This window comes from Actinomycetospora sp. 2LY8.5, assembly GCF_057180585.1.
This window is the reverse complement of sequence record NZ_JBXUHE010000012.1, coordinates 39,114-61,274: the sequence shown is the minus strand read 5'-3', so window position 1 is coordinate 61,274 and position 22,161 is coordinate 39,114. Positions and strand designations below refer to the sequence as shown.

Below are 22,161 nucleotides of genomic sequence, written 5' to 3'. Positions count from 1 at the left end.
CCGCTCGTGTCCGGCCCGCTCACGTGGCGCGGGCCGGACACGAGCTCGGGGGCAGCGGCAGGAACCCCGAGGTGCGGCGGACGTACTCGTCGTACCCGGGCCGCTGCGACATCGTCTTCTCCGTGAGCTCCTTGCCGGTCACCGACACCAGCAGGTAGGTCATCAGCAGCGGCCCCACGGCGGTGACCAGCGCGAGCGGGTGCCCCGCCGCCACGACGAAGATCCCCCACCAGACGCAGGCGTCGCCGAAGTAGTTCGGGTGGCGGGTATAGCGCCACAGGCCGGAGTCGAGGATCTTCCCCTTGTTGGCGGGGTCCGACGTGAACGCCGCCAGCTGCGCGTCGCCCACCGCCTCGAACACGAACCCGACCAGCCAGAGCACGATCCCGGTGACGACGACCGGGACCACCGCCGAGGCGCGGACCATCGCCGCGAGCACCGGCAGCGACACGACCAGCATCACGCCCGCCTGCGGCAGGTACACCTTCCGCAGCACCGTGGACGTCACCGCGCCGGGCGCGTGCTCGTCGCCGAGCATCGCCGTGTAGCGCGGATCCTCGCCCTTGCCCCGGTTGCGCCACCCGATGGAGATCGCGAGCCGCAGCCCCCACACCGTGACGAGCGCGAGCACGACCGTGCGCACCCCGGGATCGCCGACGCCGAGCACCCCCGAGATCAGGTACGCGACGACGGCCACGGCCACGAAGCCGAGGCCCCAGGTCACGTCGACGACGCTGTGGCGCCCGGCGGCGCGGGCGACGGCGAGCGTGACGCTGAACGCCGCCACGACCGTCGCCACCGCACCCACGAGCAGCAGGCCGAACGCGGCCGGGTCGAAGCTCACGTGCCCGGCTTACCCGCCGCGGTGCGTGAGCGCACCGTCCAGTCGTCACGGGTGGCGGGCATCCCGCTGCGGCCGCGGTCGGTGGGACGGGCCAGGAGGATCTGGTCGACGCCCATGCGGTTCTCCGCGAACGCGAGCGCGCCGCCGGCGAGGTAGAGCCGCCACATGCGCGCCCCGCGCTCGCCGAGCAGCCCCACCGCCTCGTCGAAGCGCTCCTCGAGCGTGGCGAGCCAGGCCCGGATGGTCGGCACGTAGTGCTCGCGCATCACGTGCACGTCGCGGACCTCGAGGCCGGCGTGCTGGAGGAAGGTCAGGGTGTCGCCGACGGGGCGCATGACCATGTCAGGGGTCACGTAGGTCTCGATGAACGCGCCGCCGCCCGGTGCGTTCGCGCCGCGGGACATCTGCTGCACGAGCGCCCGCCCACCCGGGCGCAGGGCGCCGTGCAGCGTCGCGGCGAACGTCGGGTAGTGCTCGTCGCCGACGTGCTCGCCCATCTCGACCGCGCTGACGGCGTCGAACGGGCCGTCGACAGCGGTGATCCTCTCCGCGACGTCGCGGTAGTCGAGCAGGTCGACCTGCACCTTCCCGGCCAGCCCTTCCGCGCGGATGCGGGCGTTGACCTGGTCGCGCTGCTCCCCCGAGATCGTCACAGCCCGGACGTTCGCGCCGTGCTCCCGGGCGGCGTGCACGGCGAGCGAACCCCAGCCGCAGCCGATGTCGAGCAGGCGCCGGTCGGGGCCGAGGTCGAGCTTGCGGCAGATCAGCTCGAGCTTGTCGTGCTGGGCCTGCGCGAGCGTGCTGCCCGAGCCAGGAGACGCCGCGATCAGGGGAGCACGCCGATAGGGGAGCTCGACCGTCGGATCGGTCCAGTAGCCCGACGAGTACGCCATCGAGTCGTCGAGCAGCAGCGCGTAGAAGGCGTTGCCGGCGTCGTAGTGGTGGGCGATGACGTCGCGGTCGCGGCGGCGGCTGTGCGGCCGGCCCGTGACGCGGATGGCCTCGGGCGGCGGGGCGGGCTTGCGGCCGATCAATCCCAGTCGCGCCGCCGTCGTCGCTAGTCCGGGCAGCTCACGGGCGCCGGGCCGGCGCCTGGCGATCGTCCCGGAGTTCACGAGCGCCCACATCGCCGAGAGCCCCTCGGCGAGGTCGCCGTCGATGTCGAGATCGCCTGAGACGTACGCGTGCGCGAGCCCCATCTCGCCGGGCTCCCACAGCAGCCGGCGCAGCGCCCGCCGCGAGCGCAGCACCACCGTCGGCACGCCCGGCCCCGGCGCCGCCCCGGCCTCGCCGCCGTCCCACGTCCGGATGCGCACCGGCACCGGTCCGTCCAGGAACGCCCCGATCGCGCCCGCGACCCGCTGCGCCGCGCCTGTACCCACCCCGGTCTCCCTCCGTCGTCTCGCCCGATGAATCGGACCAGAGGCCTCGGCGGTTCGCCGCTGCGGTGGACGTCGCACCGGGCAGGTCGCGGTTGGGCGTACACGGCGTGTCGTCCGGGTGTTCCGAGTACGGAACGTGCTCGAATTCACTCCATGGGGGTAGGTCTGGGGGTCAACGACGTCCCGATCGTGGGGGAACCGGTCGCGTTCGGGATGGGTTTCGTCGCACTGCTGATCGTGCTGCTGTCACGCGTCCTCGCGAGATACCCGATCACCTTGGCTCACGAGGGCGGCCACATGTTCGCGAATCTCTTCACGTTGCGTGGCAACCAAGGCTGGTTCCTCTGGGACGACGCCGACGGGCTCACGGTGGCGAAGGAGGTCGGAATCTGGCTGTCTCGTCTGATCGTGGGGTTCGTCGGCTACGCGACGCCGTCGCTTCTCGGTCTCGGGGCCGCGGCGCTCATCGCCCAGGGCAACCCGTGGGCGGCCCTGCTCGGCTCGATCTTCCTCTCGGTGCTCGCCGTGGCGCTGTCGCGCAACGGGCTCGCCTTCCTGATCCCTGCGCTGATCGCGGGTGGGCTCGTCTGGCTCCTCCTGGTCGGCTCGCCGTCGCTCCAGGCCGCTGTCGCGGTCGGCATCGCGTGGTGGCTCCTGCTCGGGGGCCTCCTTCGCAACTGGCGAATCCTGGACGGCAGGACAGGCGACGGAAAGGCGCTGGCGGGTATGACGCTGATCCCGAACTTCCTGTGGAACCTCGCGTGGCTCTTCATCGCCGTCGTCGCCCTCATCGTCGGAGGCCAGCTGCTCCTCCGCCCCGGCTACGGCATCGGCTGAGAGCCACGACCGCGCGACCCCGGACCCCAGCAGGATCGGTCGCACGTCTCGGCGAGGGCGCCGGGGGCAGAGGGCAGCGCCCGGCCGCTGGCGCAGAAGATCGTCGAGGCGGGCCGCGACTGACACCAGGGCGTTTCCACCCATGCACGTCGGGCCCCGGCGAGACATGATCCGGGGCATGGCGCGGCAGGACCGACTCCGGCGGATCTCCCAGGCCCACGACCGGCGGCGGTCCGGGCGCGGGATCCGGCTCTGGCGCAAGCTCGCGATCTGGGTGCTCTACCCGCGCACCGACCGCGGCTTCTGGTACGGCTTCGCGATCGACCTGCTGTGGCCGGTGCTCATGGCCGTGGCGCGCTGGGACTTCCGCGGCGGGCGCGAGGTGCCCACCCGGGGCGGCGCGCTGCTCGCGGTGAACCACCTCTCGCACGTCGACCCGATCGTCCTCGTGGCCTACGTGCTCGCCAACGGCCGCGTGCCGCGGTTCCTCGCGATGAAGGAGCTGTGGGGCAAGACGGTCGTCGGCGCACCCCTGCGGGGGGGCCGGCACATCCCCGTGGACCGCGGCAAGTCCGGGATCGAGGCGTACCGCGCGGCGGTCGAGGCCGTCCAGCGCGGCGAGGTCGTCGTCGTCTACCCGGAGGGCGGGTTCGCCGAGCACTCGAACGGCTGGCCCCGCGCGGCCCGCACCGGCATCGCGCGGATGGCGCTCGAGACCGGTGCACCGGTCATCCCGGTCGCGCAGTGGGGCTCGAACCACCTGCTGCCGCCCACCGCGTCGCGCCCGACGCTGTTCCCGCGCGCCACGCTGCGGGTGCTCGCGGGCCCGCCGGTCGCCCTCGACGACCTGCGCGCGGGCCGCATCGGCCGCAAGTCCCTGCAGGAGGCCACCGACCGGATCATGGGCCGGATCACCGAGCAGCTCGCGGTGCTGCGCGGCGAGGAGCCCCCGCAGCGCGCCGAGGCCGTCGAGCCCGCGCACCCCGACCGCTCCCCCGCCGACCTCCAGCCGCCCGCGGTGAGCTGAGCGCCGTCGGCCGTCGCGTGATCAACGGGGACTTCGCGCGCCTAGAAGCAGCGAACCGCCCGTTCGCTGCCGACCCCGGGGACGTTCGTGGCCGCGGGATCGGCGCCGCCCGGCCGAGCGCTCGGCCGGACGGCTCAGCCGATCCCCCTAGCCGTTGACCTGCTTCTGCATCTCCTCGACGACCGAGGGGTCGACGAGGGTCGTGGTGTCGCCGAGCTCCTCGCCCTCGGCGACGTTCTTCAGCAGGCGACGCATGATCTTGCCCGAGCGGGTCTTGGGCAGGTCGCGCGCGAAGATCACCGACGCCGGGCGGGCGAGCTTCCCGATCGACTGCGCCACCTGCTCGCGCAGCGCCTTCTCGAGGTCCTCGCTGCCCTGCTTGTCCCCGATGAGCGAGACGAAGGCGACGATCGCCTGCCCGGTGTCGGGGTCCTTGCGCGCGGCGACCGCGGCCTCGGCGACGTCGGCGTGCTCGACCAGCGCGCTCTCGATCTCGAAGGTCGAGAGCCGGTGGCCGGAGACGTTGACGACGTCGTCGATGCGGCCCATCAGCATGATGTCGCCGTCGGCGTCGTACTTGGCGCCGTCGCCGGCGAAGTACGCGTCGGAGTACTTCGACCAGTAGTTCTCACGGAAGCGCTGGTCGTCCTTGTAGAGCCCGCGCATCATGCCCGGCCACGGCTGTGTGAGGACCAGGTTGCCCGTGGTCTCCGCCGGGACCTCGTTGCCCTCGTCGTCACGGATCTCCGGCCGCACGCCCGGGAACGGCTGCTGGGCCATGCCCGGCTTGAGGGTGGTGATCCCGGGCAGCGGGGTGATGAGGATGTGCCCGGTCTCGGTCTGCCACCAGGTGTCCATGATCGGCGCCTTGCCGCCGCCGATGTGCTCCCGGTACCACTCCCACGCCTCGGGGTTGATCGGCTCACCGACGCTGCCGAGGATCTTGATCGACGACAGGTCGTGGGCCTGGGCGTGCTTCTCGCCGGCCTTCATGTGCGCGCGGATGGCCGTCGGCGAGGTGTAGAGGATCGAGACGCCGTACTTCTCGATGATCTTCCACCAGACCTCCTGGTCCGGGTAGCCGGGCACGCCCTCGAAGAGCACCTGGGTCACGCCGTTGGAGAGCGGCCCGTAGGTGATGTAGCTGTGCCCGGTGATCCACCCGACGTCGGCGGCGCACCAGTAGACGGAGTCGTCCTTCACGTCGAAGACGAGGTTGTGCGTCGCCGTGGTGCCGAGCAGGTAGCCGGCCGTGGTGTGCACGACGCCCTTGGGCTTGCCGGTCGAGCCCGAGGTGTAGAGGAGGAAGAGCAGGTCCTCCGAGTCCATCGGCTCGGGCGGGCAGCTCGCCGGGTCGTCGGAGACGTCGGCGACGAGGTCGTGGAGGTAGACGTCGCGGTCGTTCATCGGGATGTCCGCGCCGCTGCGCTTCACCACGACGATCTTCTCGACGGTCGTCGGGCCGGCGTCGAGGCCGTCGTCGGCGTTGGTCTTCTGCGCGCCGGCCTTGCCGCCGCGCATCGCCTCGTCCTGCGTGATGAGGACCTTGCACTCGAGGTCGTTGCAGCGCTCGGCCACGGCCTTGCCGCTGAAGCCACCGAACACGACGGTGTGCGGGGCGCCGAGGCGCGCGCACGCGAGCATCGCGACGACGGCCTCGGGGATCATCTGCATGTAGATGCCGACCGGCACGCCCTTGCCGACCCCGAGGTTCTTCAGGCCGTTGGCGAGCTTGACGACCTCGCGCTGCAGCTGGGAGTACGTGATGTCGCGGGCCTCGGACGAGTCCGGTCCGTCGTCGGGCACCACGTGCAGCGCGACCTTGTCGCCGCGCCCCTCGTCGACGTGGCGGTCGACGCAGTTGTCGCAGGCGTTGAGCTTCCCGCCGACGAACCACTTGGCGTACGGGAGGTCCCACTCGAGGACCTTGTCGTACGGCTCGATCCAGCGCAGGCGCGCCTTGGCCTGCTCGTCCCAGAACTCCTCGAGCCCCTGCTCCTTCATCTCCGGCCGCACGTTGGCCGTCTCCGACAGCTCCGGGTCCGGCGGGTAGGTCTTCCCCTCGGTGGCCGTCTGTTCCGACATCCGCGTGTGCCTCCCGGTCGATCTGCGGGCACCGGTCGTCACCGGTCGACGCCAGGTGCCCCCTTGCTGATGCGCAGCGTCTTGCACAACCCGTTCCGTGACAACGGTGCGTTCGGAGGGGTCGCGGACAGGGTGGCGAGGACCGACTGCGCGAGCAGTGTGACGATCTCACCGTGCCCCGACCCGACCCACCGGACGCGGACCGTCGCCCCGCGGACGGTGTCGACGTCTCAGATGCCCGATTGTGGCGTGGCTTACGCGCCGCTCTCGTCCGCGGCGGTTTCACCGTCGACGGGGTGGCCGAGCTGCTCGGTCCCACGGCCCGCGCCGCGCTCGACCGCGGGGAGCCCACGCCGGCCCGCCGGGCGGTCCGCCAGGCCGGCATCGCCGGCACGCTCGTGCGTCTGTTCCTGCTCGGCGACCCCGTCACCCGTGCCGAGGCCGCCGCCGCCCTCGAGCCCGTCGACGTCGACGAGGCGGTCGCCGTCGGGCTGCTGAGCGTCGACGGCGACCTGGTCAGCGCGGCCCTCGACCTGCGCCCCCACGGCGACGCGGCGCTCGCCGACGCGCCACCGTGGTGGGTGCTCTCGGACCTCGAGGTGGCCCCGCATGGTCGGACCGCCGACCGCGAGCACGTCCTCGGGACCGGGGCGGCGTCGCTCTCGCTGGCCCGCGCGACGGTGCGGCGCCCCGTCGCGACGCTGCTCGACGTCGGGACGGGGTGCGGGGTGCAGGTCCTGCACTGCTCGGGGCACGCCGCCCAGCTCACCGCCACGGACGTCTCGCGGCGCGCGCTGGACATGGCGCGGGTGACCTTCGCGCTGTCGGACGTCGACGTCGAGGTGCTCGCCGGGCCCTGGCTGGAGCCGGTCGGCGGGCGGCGCTTCGACCAGATCGTCAGCAACCCGCCGTTCGTACCCGGACCGCCGCAGGTCGACCACGTCTACCGCGACGCGGGGCTCGGCGGGGACGGGGCGTCGGCGCTGCTGGTCGGCGCCCTGCCGGCCCACCTCGCCGAGGGCGGGGTCGCGCAGCTGCTCGCGTCGTGGCTGATCACCTCGGAGGACTGGACCGAACGCCCGCGCACGTGGCTCGACGAGGCCGCCCGGTCGGCGGCACCGGGGGGGCTCGACGCCTGGATCGTGCAGCGCGACGTCGCCGACCCCGCCCTGCACGTCGGGACCTGGCTGCGCGACGCCGGCGTCGACCCCGCCTCGCCGCAGGGGACGGCCGTGTCCGAACGGTGGCTGGACTTCCTGACCGCCGAGGGCGTGCACGCCATCGGGTTCGGGTTCGTCACGCTGCGGCGCACCGCCCCCGACGTCGCGGGCACCGTCGTCTGCGAGGACCTGCGCCAGTCCCACGACGACCCCCTCGGCCCGGAGATCGAGGCCTGGCTCGACCGCACGGCCTGGCTGGCGCAGCACCCCGGCGACGCGCTGCTCGAGGCCCGCCTGCGGGTCCCGGACACCGTCGCGCTGGAACGCGGGCTCGTGGGCACCGACGAGGGGTGGGACCCGGTCGCCGCGACCCTCGTGCGCCTCGACGGGCCCCGGTGGCGCCACGACGTCGACGAGCTCGGCGTCGCGCTGCTCGCCGGCTGCCGCGGGTATCTCCCGCTGAGCGACCTCGTCGGGCTCCTGGCGCTCGCGCACGGGCGCGATCCCGACGAGCTCGCCGCCGCCGCGCTGCCCGTGGTCCGGGACCTCGTGCACCACGGGATGCTGGTGCCCGCGTGAGAGCCGTCGTGAGCCGGGTGGTGTGGGCACGGGTGGCCGTCGACGACGAGGTCGTCGGGGAGCTCGACGGGCCCGGACTGCTCGTGCTGCTCGGCGTGCACCGTGACGACGGCCCCGACGCGCCGGCCACCATGGCCCGCAAGCTGCACGAGCTGCGCATCCTGCGCGACGACGAGCACTCCCACGCCGATGCTCGAGAGCCTCTGCGCTCCGTCTCCTGCGCCGAGACGGGGGCCGGACTGCTCGTCGTCAGTCAGTTCACCCTGTACGGGGACACCCGCAAGGGCCGGCGTCCCTCCTGGTCCGCCGCCGCCCCGCCGGAGGCCGCCCGCGACGCCGTCGACGCGGTCGTCGCCGTGCTGCGTGATCGCGGCGCACCCGTCGCGACCGGGAAGTTCGGCGCGGACATGCGCGTTGAATCCTGTCACGACGGCCCGCTCACGGTGATCGTCGAGATCTGAACGTCGAGATCTTCAATCCCGCCCCACGTTGCCTCCGAGTGGCGTCCGCCATGCGTCACGCACGACACAGCGGGCACCCGTGACCGGAAGCCCTCGGCGGGAACGAACGCCGATCCCGACGCGTTCGACCTAGTGACGCGGCGCCCCAGCACCTTCGCGCCGCGCAGGGAGGAAGCAATGACGGCGACACTCGCACCGCAGACCGGGTCCGAGGCGGCTCTGCCTTCTGTGCCTGCTGAGAGCGACCTCGACGCCCAGGGCCCTGCGGCGGACCTCGTCCGCGTCTACCTCAACGGTATCGGAAAGACCGCGCTGCTGACCGCCGCCGACGAGGTGGAGCTGGCCAAGCGCATCGAGGCCGGCGTGTACGCCGCGCACCTGCTCGAGGAGTCCGGTCAGGACCTCGAGAAGCAGCGCGCCGCCGACCTGCGCGCGGTGGCCCGCGACGGCCGCCGCGCCCGTGCGCACCTGCTCGAGGCCAACCTGCGCCTCGTGGTCTCGCTGGCCAAGCGGTACACCGGACGCGGCATGCCGCTGCTCGACCTGATCCAGGAGGGCAACCTGGGTCTGATCCGGGCCGTGGAGAAGTTCGACTACACCAAGGGCTTCAAGTTCTCGACCTACGCGACGTGGTGGATCCGCCAGGCCATCACCCGCGGCATGGCCGACCAGGCCCGCACCATCCGACTGCCCGTCCACCTGGTCGAGCAGGTCAACAAGCTGGCCCGCATCAAGCGTGACCTCCACCAGACCCTCGGCCGCGAGGCGACCAACGAGGAGCTGGCGGAGGAGTCGGGGCTGACGCCGGAGAAGGTGGCCGACCTCCTCGACCACAGCCGCGACCCGGTCAGCCTGGACATGCCGGTCGGCTCGGAGGAGGAGGCCCCGCTCGGGGACTTCATCGAGGACGCCGAGGCCACCGACGCCGAGTCGACGGTCATCTCCGGCCTGCTCCACGACGACATGCGCCGTGTCATCGCGACGCTCGACGACCGCGAGCAGAACGTCATCCGCCTGCGCTACGGCCTCGACGACGGCCAGCCACGCACGCTCGACCAGATCGGACGCCAGTTCGGGCTGTCCCGTGAGCGGGTCCGCCAGATCGAGCGCGAGGTCATGGTCAAGCTCCGTGACGGTGACCGCGCCCGGCGGCTCAAGGCCTACGCCGCGAGCTGATCCGGACCGATCCAGATACACGCTGCGTGACCGGATCGGTCCGGCAGCGGCCACCGGGTCGACGCATTGACGGTGACTCGCCGGTAACGGCAGTCTGAAGCGCACGGGCCGGATGTGACCCCACTCACGTGGGGTCACCCGGCCCGGCCAATGCCACGGGACGGGCTGGCCCTCACAGCTCGTCGACGACGGGAGACCGGGACGGTCGGGGGCCGGCCCGGTCTTCCGGCTTTTCTCACTCCGCTCGCTCGACCGCCGGACCTGCGGCCACCAACGTCGCTCCGGCACCGGCGACCACGAGCGCCGTGGCGCCGTGGACACCGAGGGCGGTGCCGACCGTCCCGCCGCGGGCCAGCACCACGCTCATGTCCCCGGCCGGGATCGCGCTCGCGGCCACGAGTGCCCATCCGAGCGCGCGCCGGTCCCCGACGGCGAGCAGCGCGGCGATGATCAGGCCGGAGCCGAGGTCGCGGACGCCCTTGACCAGGAGGAACGCGTCGTCCGCCGGCGCGGGGACGCCGAAGCCCGCGGCCGCTTCGGCCGGCCGGCGCAGGAAACGCACCCCGATCGCCCCGATCCCCACGCCCACGAGGGCGGCGACGACCGTCGCGCTCCGAGCGAGGGGGCCGCCGGAGGTCGGACGAGCGAGCTTGGTCATGATGAGCTCCTAGCAGTGACAGATTTTCGGTCGATGATAGACAACCCTCGAGCTCGCTCGCTAGCGTTGCTAGCATTCCGGTCCGTGACAGCGTCGGAGCGACGGAGCCGCGAGCGGGCGCGACGGCACGCGACGATCCTCGACGCCGCGCGGGCCCTGGCCGAGGCGGACGGATGGGACGCGGTGACCACGCGCCGGCTCGCCGAGCGGATCGAGTACAGCCAGCCCGTGCTCTACAGCCATTTCGCGAGCAAGGGCGACATCGTCGACGCCGTGGCCCGCGAGGGGTTCGCCGACCTCGCGGCCGACCTGCGCGCCCGTGTGGACACCGCACCGGACCCCCGCGCCGCCCTGGCGCGCGTCGCCGAGGGCTACCTGGCGTTCGCCCGTGATCGGCCCGCGGTCTACGCCGCCATGTTCACTCGGCCGACCTCGCTGCCCTTCGCCGCGCCGGACACCCCGGCCGAGCTGGTCGCGGGGTTCGCCGCCCTGCGGGACGCCCTCGCCGGCGTCACCGCCGACCCCGCGGAGATCGACGTGCGCACCGAGCTGACGTGGAGCACCCTGCACGGCCTCGCCAGCCTCACCGCCGCCGGCCGCGTCCCGCGTGAGACCGAGGACGCGCGACTCGACCTCCTGGTCCGCTCGCTCGCCGGGTGAGCGGCTAGGGCACCGCTCCGGTCAGGACGACCGGACGCTCCCCCAGCGGCGACTGCAGCGTCGCTTCGAGCGGCGGGTACACGAGTTCCCGCGTGCACGGGCCCGGGCCGGTGCTGAACTGCTCCACGCGCAGCACGACGCGCTCCGCGCCCTGCTCCACCACGGTCAGGCGCGCGTCCGTGCAGCCGCCCGCACGCCCGTAGACGCCCACCACGTTCTGCCCGCGTGTCCACACCAGCGTCGGCAGACCGCCCGGGAGCGCGCTCGCGTCCACGCGCCCGGTCGGGAGCGCCGTGGCACCGGGCGGGGGTGCCGCGGTCAGCGGGTCGGGTTCAGCCGGGACCGGACGGTTCGACGGCGGCGGCGCGCCGGTCGGGATCAGCGGCGGGGTGCCGGGCGCACTCTGGGGTGTGCTCGGCGGCTGCTCGGGCGTGCCCGACTGCCCGCACCCCGCGGCGAGCAGCACGGCGGTCGCGAGCAGGCCGAGGCGCAGGGTCGTCGGGAGGGCACGAGGTCGGCGCATGGTCCGACCGACCGTAGGGCGAGCCGGACGCCGACGCCGCCCCGGCGCGGTCACTCCTTCGAGGCGTCCTGGGTGCGGCGCGTCAGCGCAGCCGGCGCGGACCGCCGTCGCGCGGCCCGGGCGGCGGGCCGAGGGTGACCGTGACGCCCGTGGGGTGCGCGCCCCGGTCGGCGGCGAGCACGGGGTCGAGCACGAGCGAGCGGATCTCCGGGATCGCGTCGGCGAGCACGCCGACGCGCAGCACCAGGTCCTCGAGGGCCGGGAGATCCGCGCGGCGGGCACCCCGGTAGCCGTCGAGCAGCGGGGCGGCGCGGGGTGCGCGCACGAGCGTCGCGGCGTCCATCGTCGACAGCGGGGTGGCCCGATAGGCCCGGTCGCTCAGCAGCTCGCTGACCACGCCCGCGAGGCCGAACGAGACCAGCGACCCGAACGACGGGTCGTCGCGGATCTCGACCACGCACGGGATGCCCGGGGGCGCCTGCACCTGCACGTACACCTCGTCGGTGCCCGAGAGCTCCACGAGCTGGTCGTAGGCGCTCGTGATCGCCGACGACTCGGTGAGCCCGACGTGGACGCCGCGCAGGTCGGTGCGGTGCCGCCAGCGCCGGTCGGCGGTCTTGAGCACCACCGCGCCGCCGAGCTCGCGGGCCACCGTCACGGCCGCGTCGGCCGAGTGGACCCGGCGGAACGGGGCGACGACGACGCCGACGCAGCGCAGCAGCGCGTCGGCCTGCTCGTCGCTGAGCACCGTGCGCGGCCCCGGGGCGATCTCGTCGACCAGCGCCCGGGCGGCGTCGACGTCGACGCTCTCGGGGACGACGAAGTCGCCGACGGGCCGCGAGCGCCACTGTGTGTACCGCACGGCCCGGGACAGGGCCAGCACCGCGCGCTCCGGGCTCGGATACGAGGGGATGCTGCCGCGCTGGGGCCCGGCGTCCCCGTCACCGACCGTCAGCACCTCGGGCACGCCCTCGGAGGCGAGGAACGTCGAGACCACCGGCTTGTCGGCGCCGCGCACGGCGTCGGCCAGGGCGCGGGCGTGATCGGTCGGGTCGGTGGTGACCGCGGGGACGAAGACGACGACCAGCGAGTCGCACTGGTCGTCGGCGAGCAGGTCGGCGACGGCGGCGTGGAGCTGCTCGGCACCGGCCGACGTGCCGAGGTCGACGGGGTCGCGCGCCAGGAACAGCCCCTGGGCGAGGACGACGTCCGCGGCGAGGATGCCGAGCGCGGTCGAGTTGCCGACGATCCCGACCCGCGGGCCGGGCGGCAGCGGCTGGTGGGCCAGCAGCTGAGCGGCGTCGAAGAGCTCGTCGACCGAGTCGACGCGGATGACCCCGGACTGGTCGAACACCGCGGCCACGGCGGCCTCGTCGATCGGCTGCGCGCTGGCCGCGAGGCCCGGCGCCGCCGCGACGTGGCGGCCGCTCTTCACCGCGACCACGGGCTTCTGCCGGGCGAGCCGGCGGGCGACCCGGGCGAACTTGCGCGGGTTGCCGAAGGTCTCCAGGTAGAGCAGCACGACGTCGGTGTCGGGGTCGGTGTCCCAGTACTGCATGAGGTCGTTGCCGGACAGGTCGGCGCGGTTGCCGGCCGACACGAACGACGAGAGTCCCAGGCGCCGCTCGGCGGCGGCGGCGAGGATCTGGATGCCCAGCGCACCGGACTGGCAGAAGAACCCGACCCGGCCCGGCGGCGGCAGGTGCGGCGCCAGCGAGGCGTTGAGGGACACCTTCGCGTCGAGGTTGACCACGCCCAGCGCGCTCGGCCCGACCACCCGCATCCCGTTCGCGCGGGCTTCGGTGACGAGCTCGCGCTGCGCGGCGAGCCCGGTCGGGCCCTTCTCCCCGAAGCCCGAGGTGATGACGACGAGCGCGCGCACGCCCTTCGACAGGCAGGCGTCGAACACGCCCGGCACCTCGTCGGGCGGCACCGCGAGCACGGCGAGGTCGACGTCGTCGGGGATGTCGGTGACCGACGGGTACGCCCGCACGCCGCGCACCGACCGCGCCTCGGGGTGCACCGGGTACACCGGGCCGGTGAACCCGCCGCGGAGCAGGTTCGCGAGGACGACGTGGCCGATCTTGGTCCGGTCCGGCGAGGCCCCGACGACGGCCACCGACCGCGGGGTGAGGATGTTCGCGACGCTGCGGGCCTCGGCGCGCTGCTCGCGGGAGAGCTGCACCTCGCGGGCGCGGGGGGTCGAGGCGACGTCGAACTCCAGGTGCAGCGTCGAGCCCTCGAGCGCGCGGCTGACCTCGAACCCGGCCTCGCGGAACACCCGCACCATCTGGTGGTTCTCGGTGAGCACTTCGGCGACGAAGCGCGTCAGCCCGCACTCGCGGGCGGCCGCCGCGAGGTGCTCGAGCAGGATCGAACCGAGCCCGCGACCCTGGTGGTCGTCGCGCACGACGAACGCGACCTCGGCGGCGGGCGACTCCGCGAGCCGCACGTAGCGCCCGATCGCGATGATCTCCCGGCCGAGCCAGACGACGAGGGCGACCCGGTCGTGGTGGTCGACCTCGACGAAGTTCTTGAGGTCGCGCTCGGGGATCTGCGGGTAGGGGCTGAAGTACCGGAAGTAGCGGGTGCGGTCCGAGAGCTGCCCGTGGAAGGCGACCACGGCCTCGGCGTCCTCGGTGGAGATCGGCCGCAGATGGGCCGTCGCCCCGTCGGAGGCGACGACGTCGGCCTCCCAGTGGGCGGGATAGGGCGCGTCCGGTACCGCCCGGACCTCTGCGGTGATGGCGTCGGGGTCCGCCGTCTCGGTCATCCTCGCCCTCGGGGGGTCTCAGGGGGCCCGCTGTCGAGCCCGCTGTCGTCAGTCGCGGGAGTCCGCGGGATCGAGGCCGTGCAGCGGGAACACCGCGCGCCGGGTCTCGAGCAGGAACGGGTCGACCTCGACCTCGGTGAACCCGCCCCACGGCTCGAAGTCGGTGGGCGCGTCCTCGGTCATGGAGGTCGGCAGGGGCCGCCGGGTCTTCTGGGTCGCGTAGGACGTCCAGTCGGCCGGGATGGTGCGGTTCGGCTCGACGTCGCGGTCGAGCACCGTGGCCAGCAGGTGGGTCCACGACCGCGGCACCGCCCGGAACAGGCCGTAGCCGCCTCCGCCGAGGGCGAGCCACTTCCCGCCGCTGTGCTCGGCGGCCAGCCTGCGCAGGCTCCGGTAGATCGTCCGGTGCCCGTCCACGGACAGCGAGAGCTCGGCCAGCGGATCCTCGTGGTGGGTGTCCACGCCGCACTGCGTCACCAGGATCTGGGGCTGGAACGACCGCAGCAGCCCGGGCACCACCGCGTGGAAGGCGCGCAGCCAGCCGGCGTCGCGCGTGCCCGGCGGGAGCGCGAGGTTCACCGCGCTGCCCGACGCGCGGCCGCTGCCGAACTCGGAGGCGAAGCCGGTGCCCGGCCACAGGGTGCGTGGGTGCTGGTGCAGCGAGATCGTCAGCACCCGGTCGTCGTCGTAGAACGCGGCCTGGACGCCGTCGCCGTGGTGGACGTCGGTGTCGATGTAGCAGATGCGCTCGTAGCCGTGGTCGAGCAGCCAGGAGATGGCCACGGCGCAATCGTTGTAGACGCAGAAGCCCCAGGCGTGGTCGGCCATCGCGTGGTGCAGGCCGCCCGCGATGTTGACCGCCCGGTCGGCGCGCCCCTCGGCGATCTCCCGGGCCGCGGCGATCGAGCCGCCGCACACGAGGGCACTCGCCTCGTGCATCCCCTCGAAGATCGGGTTGTCGGACGTGCCGAGCTGGTGGACGGGGTCGTCACCGCTGGTCGGGGCCCGGCGCACCGCGTCGAGGTACGACGCGAGGTGGATGCGCTCGACCTCGGAGTCCGGGGCGGGTGCGGGCACCAGCGGCTCGATCCCCTCCAGCACCCCGAGGGAGCGGGCCAGGCGCATGGTGAGGTCGAGACGCACCGGGTGCAGCGGGTGCTCCTCGGAGAGCTTGTAGCCCAGGAGGCTCTCGTCCCACACGACGGCCACGCGGGCCGGGTCCACGGTCGGCGCGCCGGAGCTCGTCACGGACCCGACGGTACCGGTCGCGCTACGTCTCCCCCGTCTCGATGGGCCGCCCGGTGCCGCACCAGTGCGACCAGCTGCCGACATAGAGCCCGGCGGGGTCCTCGGGCGGGCGCAGGCCGGCGTGCTCGAGGCCGAGCACCAGCATCGCCGCGCTCACCCCGGACCCGCAGTACGCCCCGACCGCCCCGGCCTCCTCGACCAGCGGGCGCAGGACCGCGGCCGCGTCGTCGGGGGCACGCCAGTGACCGTCGGCGACCAGCGACGCCGCCGGGAGGTTCGCCGCGCCCGGGACGTGTCCCGCGACCGGGTCGATGGGCTCGGTCTCGCCGCGGAAGCGCTCGGCGGCCCGGCCGTCGAGCAGCACGCCCTCGCTGCCGGCGGCGAGGCCGGCCGCGTCCTCCGCGGTGAGCACGGGCATCGCCCCGGTCCGGATCTGCAGGCCGCCGGGGCGTCGGACCCCGCCGCCGGTGGTCGACACCTCGCCGCCGGCGGCGACCCACGCGGGGAACCCACCGTCGAGCACGGCGACCTGGCCGGGGCGCAGGCCCGCCCAGCGCAGCACCCACCACGCGCGCGCCGACGCCATTCCGTCGCCGCCGTCGTAGAGGACGATCTCGGAGTCGGCGTCCGCACCGGCGCGCTGCAGCGTCTCCTCGAGCACGTCGGGATCGGGCAGCGGGTGGCGGCCCGCGGGCCCCGGCGGACCGGCGAGCTCGGTGTCGAGGTCGACGTAGACCGCGCCCGGGACGTGGCCCGCGTCGTGCTCGACGAGACCCGGCGGGTCCTCCCGCGCGGCGGCCTTGCGTTCCTTCGCGGTGCGGGGTGGCGGGCGCAGCGTCCAGCGGACGTCGAGCACGACCGGGCGCCGCCCGCCGTCGGTCGAGCTCCGCTCTGGTTCGTCTCCCCCGGGGCGCTCGAGTGCGTCGCGCAGCCACGCGACGGGGACGACCGGCGTGGGCAGGGGACCCGGCGAGGTGGCCATGGGACGATCGTGCCCTGCCCCACGCCGTGACCGCCGTCCGGTGTCTGGCGTCGTCGGTACCATGGGTGTGCAGAAAGGGGTGGGCATGAACGACCTCATCGACACCACCGAGATGTACCTCCGCACGATCTACGAGCTCGAGGAGGAAGGGGTCGTCCCCCTCCGAGCCCGCATCGCCGAACGTCTCGAGCAGAGCGGGCCGACCGTGAGCCAGACCGTGGCGCGCATGGAGCGCGACGGTCTCGTCCACGTGGCCGGCGACCGCCACCTCGAGCTCACCCCTGCCGGCCGCGCCAAGGCCGTGGCGGTCATGCGCAAGCACCGCCTCGCCGAGCTGCTCCTCGTCAACGTCATCGGTCTCGAGTGGGAGCACGTCCACGTCGAGGCGTGCCGCTGGGAGCACGTCATGAGCGACGCGGTCGAACGCAAGCTCTTCACGCTGCTCGGCGAGCCGTCGGTGTCGCCCTACGGCAACCCGATCCCCGGCCTGGAGTCCCTGCGGAGCAACGACGGGGACGGCGAGGCCGCGCTGCCGGCGCGCACGCCGACACCCGACGAGGCGGGCCTCGTGCGCCTCGACGAGTTCGCGCGCAGCGGAGGCGGCAAGGTCGAGGTGCGCCGCATCGCCGAGCACATCCAGCTCAACGAGCCGCTCATGGCCCACCTCAAGAAGGCGGGCGTCCTGCCGGGCAGCGACGTCGACGTCGTCGCCATCCCTCGCTTCGGGGACGCCGTGGGCGTGGGGCACAAGGGCTCGCGCTCGGAGGTCGACCCGCTGGTGGCCCACGCCGTGCTGGTGCGGGCCCAGTAGCGGATCCGCCGCACCGCGCCCGGCACACTGACGTTCATGACGTTGGTGGTCACGGGCGGGGCGGGGTATGTCGGCAGCGTCTGCGCGCAGCACCTGCTCGACGCCGGGCACGACGTGGTGGTGGTCGACGACCTCTCCACCGGCCACGAGGACGCCGTCCCCTCGGGCGCGCGGCTCGTGGTGGGAGACGTCGCGGAGGTCGCCGACGAGGTCCTTGACGCCGGCGGGATCGACGGCGTGATCCACTGCGCGGCGCGCTCGCTGGTCGGCGAGTCGGCCGAGAAGCCCGCGAAGTACTGGCACGGCAACGTCGTCACGACGATCCGGCTGCTCGACGCGCTGCGCCGGCACGAGGTGCCGCGCCTGGTGTTCTCGTCGACCGCGGCGACGTACGGCGAGCCGGAGTCCTCGCCGATCACCGAGGACGCGCCGACCCGGCCGACCAACACCTACGGGGCCACGAAGCTCGCCGTGGACCACGCGATCGGCACCTACGCCGCGGCGTCGGGGCGGGCGTTCGGCGCGGTGAGCCTGCGCTACTTCAACGTCGCCGGCGCCCACGGCGGGACGACCGGGGCCCCGGCACTCGGCGAGCGGCACACCGTCGAGACCCACCTCATCCCGCTCGTGCTCCAGGTCGCGCTCGGGCAGCGCGAGGAGATCGCGATCTTCGGTGACGACTGGCCGACCGCCGACGGCACCTGCGTGCGCGACTACATCCACGTCGACGACCTCGCCGAGGCCCACCTCCTCGCGCTCGACCTGCTCGCCCGCGGCGACGCCCCTGCGATCGACGAGGCGGGCGGGCACCTCGTGTGCAACCTCGGCAACGGCACCGGCTTCTCCGTGCTCGAGGTGATCGAGGCGTGCCGGCGGGTCACCGGCCACCCGATCCCGGCGCGCGTCGCGCCCCGGCGCACCGGCGATCCCGGCGTCCTCGTCGCCTCGTCCGCGCGCGCTCGCGACGAGCTGGGCTGGAAACCGACCCACACCGACCTCGACGGCATCGTGGCGGACGCCTGGGCCTTCGCCCGGTCCCGCGCGAGCTGAGGATCACCCCGCCCGTCCCCACCCGGCCCGCCCGCGCAGGCGCTCGGCGGTCTCCGCGCTGGAGTCGCGGATGATCGAGCGCACGGCGTCCGGGCCGGCCCCCGTGGCCAGGAGCGCCTCGACGATGGCCGCGAGACGGTGCCCGGGGTCGGCGCGTCGGGCGCGGTCGAGCGCGATCCGGACCAGCGCCCCGCCGCCTCGCACGAGCAGCGCGCAGGCGAGCAGCACCGCCGGGTCGGCGACCGCCGGAGCCGGCACCACGCGCACCAGCAGGGTCCACAGCTGCTGCGCAGCGCCCGCCACGGCCTCGTCGGGGTCGAGCGCCCAGCCCATGGCGACGTCGCGCACCGCCGGGTCGCCCAGCGCGACGGCGAGCCGCGCGATCTCGACGTCGGTCAGCACGCGGCCGGCCGCCACCTCCTCGCGGGCGGCGACCACGGCGGCGAGGTCGCGGCGCGCGGCCGCCGGACCCCCGAGCTCGCGGTCGAGGACCGCCGCCTCGAACTCGGCGCGGATCAGCTCGACGAGGCGCGGGTTCGGCGGACCCGGGGCCAGCGAGGCCTCGAGCTCGGCGCGGGAGCCGTACGTGACGTGACCCAGCCAGGCCGCCGCGGCCGCGAACGGCGAGTCCTGCGTCGGGCCGACCGTGCCCCGGCAGTCGCAGGGCGGGTAGCAGCGCCACGGCGCCCCGCCGGCGATCCGCGGCACCCACAGCCGCGTGGGCGCGCCGATCCGGTGGCCGGCGAAGGCCTCGCCGACGGCGTCGGCGACGTCCTGACGCGGGGGCTCGTCGGTGTCGTCGGTCTCACCGCCGCCCACCACGATCGCGATGACCTCGCGCGGACCGGTCGGCGCCATGCGGGCGGCCGTGCCGTGCACGGCGTCGTCGACCTCGGGCGGGGGCGGCAGATCGGTGCGAGCGACCGCCCCGAGGCGACGGCCTCCCGGCGGGCCCTCGGTGCCGTGGACGGCGACGAGGACCAGGGACTCGGCGGGCGGGAAGCCGATCAGGTGCGGGACGGCGGCCACGAGCTCTCCGGGGTCGCGCAGGCGCAGCTCCAGGCGATCTCCGGCGTCGGGCGGGCGAGGGCGGTGGTCGGTGCTCATACGGTCTCGGACGCTGCCGCGGTTCCCACGGATCCCTCGGATTCCGGGCCTGTGGACAACTCCCCACGCGGTGTTCGCGCGACCGTCACGGCGATGCGCTTGCCGGGGTGCGCGGCGACGGCGAGGGTGAGCACGTGCACCCGGTGGATCCGCCCGCTGAGACCTCGCCCGAACCCGCTCCCGAGCCCCGCCGCGACTACGACCTCGTCGTCATCGGCTCCGGACCCGGCGGGCAGAAGGCAGCGATCGCCGCGGCCAAGCTGGGCAGGCGCGTCGCCGTCGTCGAGCGCCGCGGCATGATCGGCGGTGTCTGTACGCAGACCGGCACCATCCCGTCGAAGACGCTGCGCGAGGCCGTCCTGTACCTCACCGGCTACGCGATGCGCGGGCTCTACGGCGAGAGCTACCGCGTCAAGCAGGACATCACCGTGCAGGACCTGCTCGCGCGCACCCATTTCGTCATCGGCCGCGAGGAGGAGGTGATCCGCGCGCAGCTGCAGCGCAACCGGGTCGACCTGCTCGCGGGCGCCGCCCGGTTCGTCGACGACCACAGCATCGAGGTCCTCGGTGAGCGCCGCGGCGAGCACCAGATCGTCACCGCCGACCGCATCGTCATCGCCACCGGTACCCGGCCCGCGCGGCCGCCGCAGGTCGAGTTCGACGACCGCCGCGTGCTCGACTCCGACGGCATCCTGACGATGGAGCACATCCCGTCGAGCATGGTCGTCGTCGGTGCCGGGGTGATCGGCATCGAGTACGCCTCGATGTTCGCCGCGCTGGGCACCCGCGTCACCGTCGTCGAGAAGCGCCCGCAGATGCTCGACTTCTGCGACGCCGAGGTGGTCGAGTCGCTGAAGTTCCACCTGCGGGACCTCGCGGTCACCTTCCGCTTCGGCGAGGAGGTCTCCGGGGTCTCGGTGTCCGAGCGCGGCACCGTCACGACGCTCGTGTCCGGCAAGAAGATCCCGGCCGAGACGGTCATGTACTCGGCCGGGCGCCAGGGCGTCACCGACGAGCTCGACGTGGAGCGCGCCGGGCTCGAGGCCGAAGCGCGCGGCCGCATCAAGGTCGACGAGCACTTCCGCACCGCGGTCCCGCACATCTACTCGGTCGGCGACGTCATCGGCTTCCCCGCGCTCGCGGCCACGTCGATGGAGCAGGGCCGGCAGGCGGCGTACCACGCGTTCGGGGAGCGCGTCCACTCGATGGCCGAGGTGTCGCCGTACGGGATCTACACGATCCCCGAGGTCAGCTACTGCGGGGCGACCGAGGCCGAGCTGACGGAGGAGGCCATCCCGTACGAGGTCGGCATCTCGCGCTACCGCGAGCTCGCGCGCGGCCAGATCGTCGGCGACGACTACGGCATGCTCAAGCTGCTGGTGTCGCCGGACGACCACGCGCTGCTCGGGGTGCACGTCTTCGGCACGTCGGCCACCGAGCTCGTGCACATCGGGCAGGCGATCATGGGGTGCGGCGGGACCGTCGACTACCTCGTCGACGCCGTCCTGAACTACCCGACGCTCTCGGAGGCCTACAAGGTCGCCGCCCTCGACGCGACGAACAAGATCCGTGCCCTCGAGCAGTTCGCCTGAGGCCTCCTCGATGGTCGAGCGCCCCTCTGCTCCGTCTCCCGGCTGGGCGCGCTCCCGGTTCTCGCTCCCGCGCGCTCCCGACGGCTCCGACGCGGTGTACCTGGCCGGCAACTCGCTGGGCGCGCAGCCCCACACCGCACGGTCGGCGCTGCTGTCCGCCGTCGACGAGCAGTGGGCGGCGGTGGGCGTCGCGGGCTGGGAGGAGTGCGGCTGGTGGGCGACCCCGCAGCGACTCGGCGACCGGGTCGGCGCGCTCGTCGGGGCGGCGCCGGGCCAGGTCGTCGTCGGCGATTCGACGTCGGTGCAGCTCTTCGGCGCGCTGATCGCGGCCGCGCGACTGCGTCCGGAGCGCCGGGTGCTGCTCTCCGACGGCGGCCACTTCCCCACCGACCGCTACCTCGCGGCGTCGGTGGCCCGGCTGACGGGGCTCACGCTGGTCACCGCCGCGCCCGACGCGATGACCCCGGACACCGACACCGCGGTGGTCGCCGTACCCGCCGTCGACTTCCGCACCGGGGAACGCTGGGAGCTCCCCGGCATCGTCCGGCGGGCCCACGAGGCGGGCGCCGTCGTGCTCGTCGACCTCTCGCACGCGGTCGGCGTGATGCCCGTGGCGCTCGACGCGCTCGGCGTCGACCTCGCCGTGGGCTGCACGTACAAGTACCTCAACGGCGGGCCCGGCGCGCCGGCGTTCGCCTACGTCGCGGCGCGCCACCACCAGACCCTCGATCCCCCGCTCACCGGCTGGACCGGGCACGCCGACCCGTTCGCCATGACCGAGGTCTGGACGCCGGCGCCGGGCGTGGGGCGCCTGCGCGTCGGGACCCCGCCGATGCTCTCGATGCTCGCGCTGGACGGGGCGCTCGAGGTGTTCGACGGCTCCGACAGCCCTGACCTCGCCGGCGTCCGCGCGGCGTCGCTGGCGCTCGGCGACGCGTTCCTCGACGCGCTGCCCGCGAGCGCTTCCGGGGCCGACGTCGTCACCCCGCGGGAGCACGAGCGGCGGGGCGGGCACGTCGCGGTCCGGGTCCGCGACGCCGACGGTCTGTGCGCGGCGCTGGCCCGGCGGGGCGTCGTCGTGGACGCGCGGCCGCCGGACCTGCTGCGCTTCGGCTTCGCAGCGCCGTACGTGACGCTCGGCGACGCCCGCACCGCGGCCGGCGAGCTCGCCAACCTGCTCTGAGCGTCACCTCGAGAGCAACCGAC

Annotated in this window: 19 protein-coding genes; 10 read left to right on the top strand and 9 right to left on the bottom strand. The window is 74.0% G+C overall.

All coding sequences use genetic code 11. The features are described from left to right. Positions 1-19: 19 nt before the first annotated feature. On the bottom strand, positions 20-844 hold the full coding sequence (locus AC2A1K_RS15905; RefSeq protein ID WP_483897275.1) for a DUF1295 domain-containing protein: 825 nt from the start codon (positions 842-844) through the stop codon (positions 20-22). After that, positions 841-2,226: a class I SAM-dependent methyltransferase gene (locus AC2A1K_RS15900; protein ID WP_483897274.1), complete on the bottom strand. Its 1,386-nt coding sequence runs from the start codon at positions 2,224-2,226 to the stop codon at positions 841-843. Before AC2A1K_RS15900 ends, AC2A1K_RS15905 begins: the two co-directional genes overlap by 4 nt. Positions 2,227-2,379: 153 nt before the next feature. Here AC2A1K_RS15900 and AC2A1K_RS15895 point away from each other — a divergent pair, with 153 nt between their 5' ends. Together AC2A1K_RS15895 and AC2A1K_RS15890 are read left to right on the top strand one after the other, a co-directional pair. Next, positions 2,380-3,063: a M50 family metallopeptidase gene (locus tag AC2A1K_RS15895; protein ID WP_483897273.1), complete on the top strand. Its 684-nt coding sequence runs from the start codon at positions 2,380-2,382 to the stop codon at positions 3,061-3,063. 178 nt (positions 3,064-3,241) lie between these two features. After that, positions 3,242-4,090, top strand: a complete 849-nt coding sequence (locus tag AC2A1K_RS15890; RefSeq protein WP_483897272.1) for a lysophospholipid acyltransferase family protein — start codon at positions 3,242-3,244, stop codon at positions 4,088-4,090. A 147-nt stretch (positions 4,091-4,237) separates the two neighbouring features. Here AC2A1K_RS15890 and acs read toward each other — a convergent pair whose 3' ends face one another. After that, complete coding sequence (gene acs, locus AC2A1K_RS15885; RefSeq protein WP_483897271.1) at positions 4,238-6,175, bottom strand: acetate--CoA ligase; 1,938 nt, start codon at positions 6,173-6,175, stop codon at positions 4,238-4,240. Between the two features lie 173 nt (positions 6,176-6,348). On the opposite strand from acs, the gene AC2A1K_RS15880 reads away from it, so the two are divergent. The 3 genes from AC2A1K_RS15880 to AC2A1K_RS15870 all read left to right on the top strand — a co-directional run bounded on the left by AC2A1K_RS15880 (position 6,349) and on the right by AC2A1K_RS15870 (position 9,551). Further along, on the top strand, positions 6,349-7,914 hold the full coding sequence (locus AC2A1K_RS15880; RefSeq protein ID WP_483897270.1) for a DUF7782 domain-containing protein: 1,566 nt from the start codon (positions 6,349-6,351) through the stop codon (positions 7,912-7,914). Further along, positions 7,911-8,375, top strand: coding sequence for a D-aminoacyl-tRNA deacylase (gene dtd / locus AC2A1K_RS15875; RefSeq protein ID WP_483897269.1), 465 nt, complete (start codon positions 7,911-7,913; stop codon positions 8,373-8,375). The genes AC2A1K_RS15880 and dtd overlap by 4 nt, the downstream gene beginning before the upstream one ends. A gap of 177 nt (positions 8,376-8,552) precedes the next feature. Further along, positions 8,553-9,551, top strand: coding sequence for a sigma-70 family RNA polymerase sigma factor (locus AC2A1K_RS15870; protein WP_483897268.1), 999 nt, complete (start codon positions 8,553-8,555; stop codon positions 9,549-9,551). A gap of 235 nt (positions 9,552-9,786) precedes the next feature. On the opposite strand, the gene AC2A1K_RS15865 is transcribed toward AC2A1K_RS15870, so the two are convergent. Then, positions 9,787-10,209, bottom strand: a complete 423-nt coding sequence (locus tag AC2A1K_RS15865) for a DUF4267 domain-containing protein (RefSeq protein ID WP_483897267.1) — start codon at positions 10,207-10,209, stop codon at positions 9,787-9,789. Positions 10,210-10,293: 84 nt separating this feature from the next. Between AC2A1K_RS15865 and AC2A1K_RS15860 the strand changes: the two genes are divergently transcribed. Next, positions 10,294-10,869: a TetR/AcrR family transcriptional regulator gene (locus tag AC2A1K_RS15860; RefSeq protein WP_483897266.1), complete on the top strand. Its 576-nt coding sequence runs from the start codon at positions 10,294-10,296 to the stop codon at positions 10,867-10,869. A gap of 4 nt (positions 10,870-10,873) precedes the next feature. On the opposite strand, the gene AC2A1K_RS15855 is transcribed toward AC2A1K_RS15860, so the two are convergent. From AC2A1K_RS15855 to AC2A1K_RS15840, 4 genes are all read right to left on the bottom strand, one after another. Continuing rightward, the gene (locus AC2A1K_RS15855; protein WP_483897265.1) at positions 10,874-11,392 is read right to left on the bottom strand and encodes a hypothetical protein; all 519 of its coding nucleotides are present in this window, start codon (positions 11,390-11,392) and stop codon (positions 10,874-10,876) included. An 82-nt stretch (positions 11,393-11,474) separates the two neighbouring features. Next, the gene (locus AC2A1K_RS15850; RefSeq protein ID WP_483897264.1) at positions 11,475-14,165 is read right to left on the bottom strand and encodes a bifunctional acetate--CoA ligase family protein/GNAT family N-acetyltransferase; all 2,691 of its coding nucleotides are present in this window, start codon (positions 14,163-14,165) and stop codon (positions 11,475-11,477) included. Positions 14,166-14,213: 48 nt separating this feature from the next. After that, positions 14,214-15,413 carry an acetoin utilization protein AcuC gene (locus tag AC2A1K_RS15845; RefSeq protein WP_483897263.1) on the bottom strand — a complete coding sequence of 400 codons (1,200 nt, stop codon included), beginning with the start codon at positions 15,411-15,413 and terminating at the stop codon, positions 14,214-14,216. A 22-nt stretch (positions 15,414-15,435) separates the two neighbouring features. Then, a complete protein-coding gene (locus tag AC2A1K_RS15840) occupies positions 15,436-16,395 on the bottom strand; it encodes a sulfurtransferase (protein WP_483897262.1) in 960 nt (319 codons plus the stop codon). Between the two features lie 85 nt (positions 16,396-16,480). Between AC2A1K_RS15840 and AC2A1K_RS15835 the strand changes: the two genes are divergently transcribed. Next, a complete protein-coding gene (locus tag AC2A1K_RS15835; RefSeq protein WP_483897348.1) occupies positions 16,481-17,206 on the top strand; it encodes an iron-dependent transcriptional repressor DtxR in 726 nt (241 codons plus the stop codon). Positions 17,207-17,242: 36 nt separating this feature from the next. Beyond that, on the top strand, positions 17,243-18,256 hold the full coding sequence (gene galE, locus AC2A1K_RS15830) for a UDP-glucose 4-epimerase GalE (protein WP_483897261.1): 1,014 nt from the start codon (positions 17,243-17,245) through the stop codon (positions 18,254-18,256). A 3-nt stretch (positions 18,257-18,259) separates the two neighbouring features. Here galE and AC2A1K_RS15825 read toward each other — a convergent pair whose 3' ends face one another. Then, on the bottom strand, positions 18,260-19,363 hold the full coding sequence (locus tag AC2A1K_RS15825; RefSeq protein WP_483897260.1) for a DUF4192 domain-containing protein: 1,104 nt from the start codon (positions 19,361-19,363) through the stop codon (positions 18,260-18,262). A gap of 143 nt (positions 19,364-19,506) precedes the next feature. On the opposite strand from AC2A1K_RS15825, the gene sthA reads away from it, so the two are divergent. Further along, on the top strand, positions 19,507-20,955 hold the full coding sequence (sthA, locus tag AC2A1K_RS15820; protein WP_483897347.1) for a Si-specific NAD(P)(+) transhydrogenase: 1,449 nt from the start codon (positions 19,507-19,509) through the stop codon (positions 20,953-20,955). Between the two features lie 10 nt (positions 20,956-20,965). After that, positions 20,966-22,138, top strand: a complete 1,173-nt coding sequence (locus AC2A1K_RS15815; RefSeq protein WP_483897259.1) for an aminotransferase class V-fold PLP-dependent enzyme — start codon at positions 20,966-20,968, stop codon at positions 22,136-22,138. The last annotated feature ends 23 nt before the right edge of the window (positions 22,139-22,161 follow it).

Coding starts and splice junctions, on each gene's coding strand:
- AC2A1K_RS15895 (WP_483897273.1), top strand. CDS start 2,380: ATGGGGGTAGGTCTGGGGGTCAACGACGTCCCGATCGTGGGGGAACCG.
- AC2A1K_RS15890 (WP_483897272.1), top strand. CDS start 3,242: ATGGCGCGGCAGGACCGACTCCGGCGGATCTCCCAGGCCCACGACCGG.
- acs (WP_483897271.1), bottom strand. CDS start 6,175: ATGTCGGAACAGACGGCCACCGAGGGGAAGACCTACCCGCCGGACCCG.
- AC2A1K_RS15870 (WP_483897268.1), top strand. CDS start 8,553: ATGACGGCGACACTCGCACCGCAGACCGGGTCCGAGGCGGCTCTGCCT.
- AC2A1K_RS15865 (WP_483897267.1), bottom strand. CDS start 10,209: ATGACCAAGCTCGCTCGTCCGACCTCCGGCGGCCCCCTCGCTCGGAGC.
- AC2A1K_RS15855 (WP_483897265.1), bottom strand. CDS start 11,392: ATGCGCCGACCTCGTGCCCTCCCGACGACCCTGCGCCTCGGCCTGCTC.
- AC2A1K_RS15850 (WP_483897264.1), bottom strand. CDS start 14,165: ATGACCGAGACGGCGGACCCCGACGCCATCACCGCAGAGGTCCGGGCG.
- AC2A1K_RS15840 (WP_483897262.1), bottom strand. CDS start 16,395: ATGGCCACCTCGCCGGGTCCCCTGCCCACGCCGGTCGTCCCCGTCGCG.
- AC2A1K_RS15835 (WP_483897348.1), top strand. CDS start 16,481: ATGAACGACCTCATCGACACCACCGAGATGTACCTCCGCACGATCTAC.
- galE (WP_483897261.1), top strand. CDS start 17,243: ATGACGTTGGTGGTCACGGGCGGGGCGGGGTATGTCGGCAGCGTCTGC.
- AC2A1K_RS15825 (WP_483897260.1), bottom strand. CDS start 19,363: ATGAGCACCGACCACCGCCCTCGCCCGCCCGACGCCGGAGATCGCCTG.
- AC2A1K_RS15815 (WP_483897259.1), top strand. CDS start 20,966: ATGGTCGAGCGCCCCTCTGCTCCGTCTCCCGGCTGGGCGCGCTCCCGG.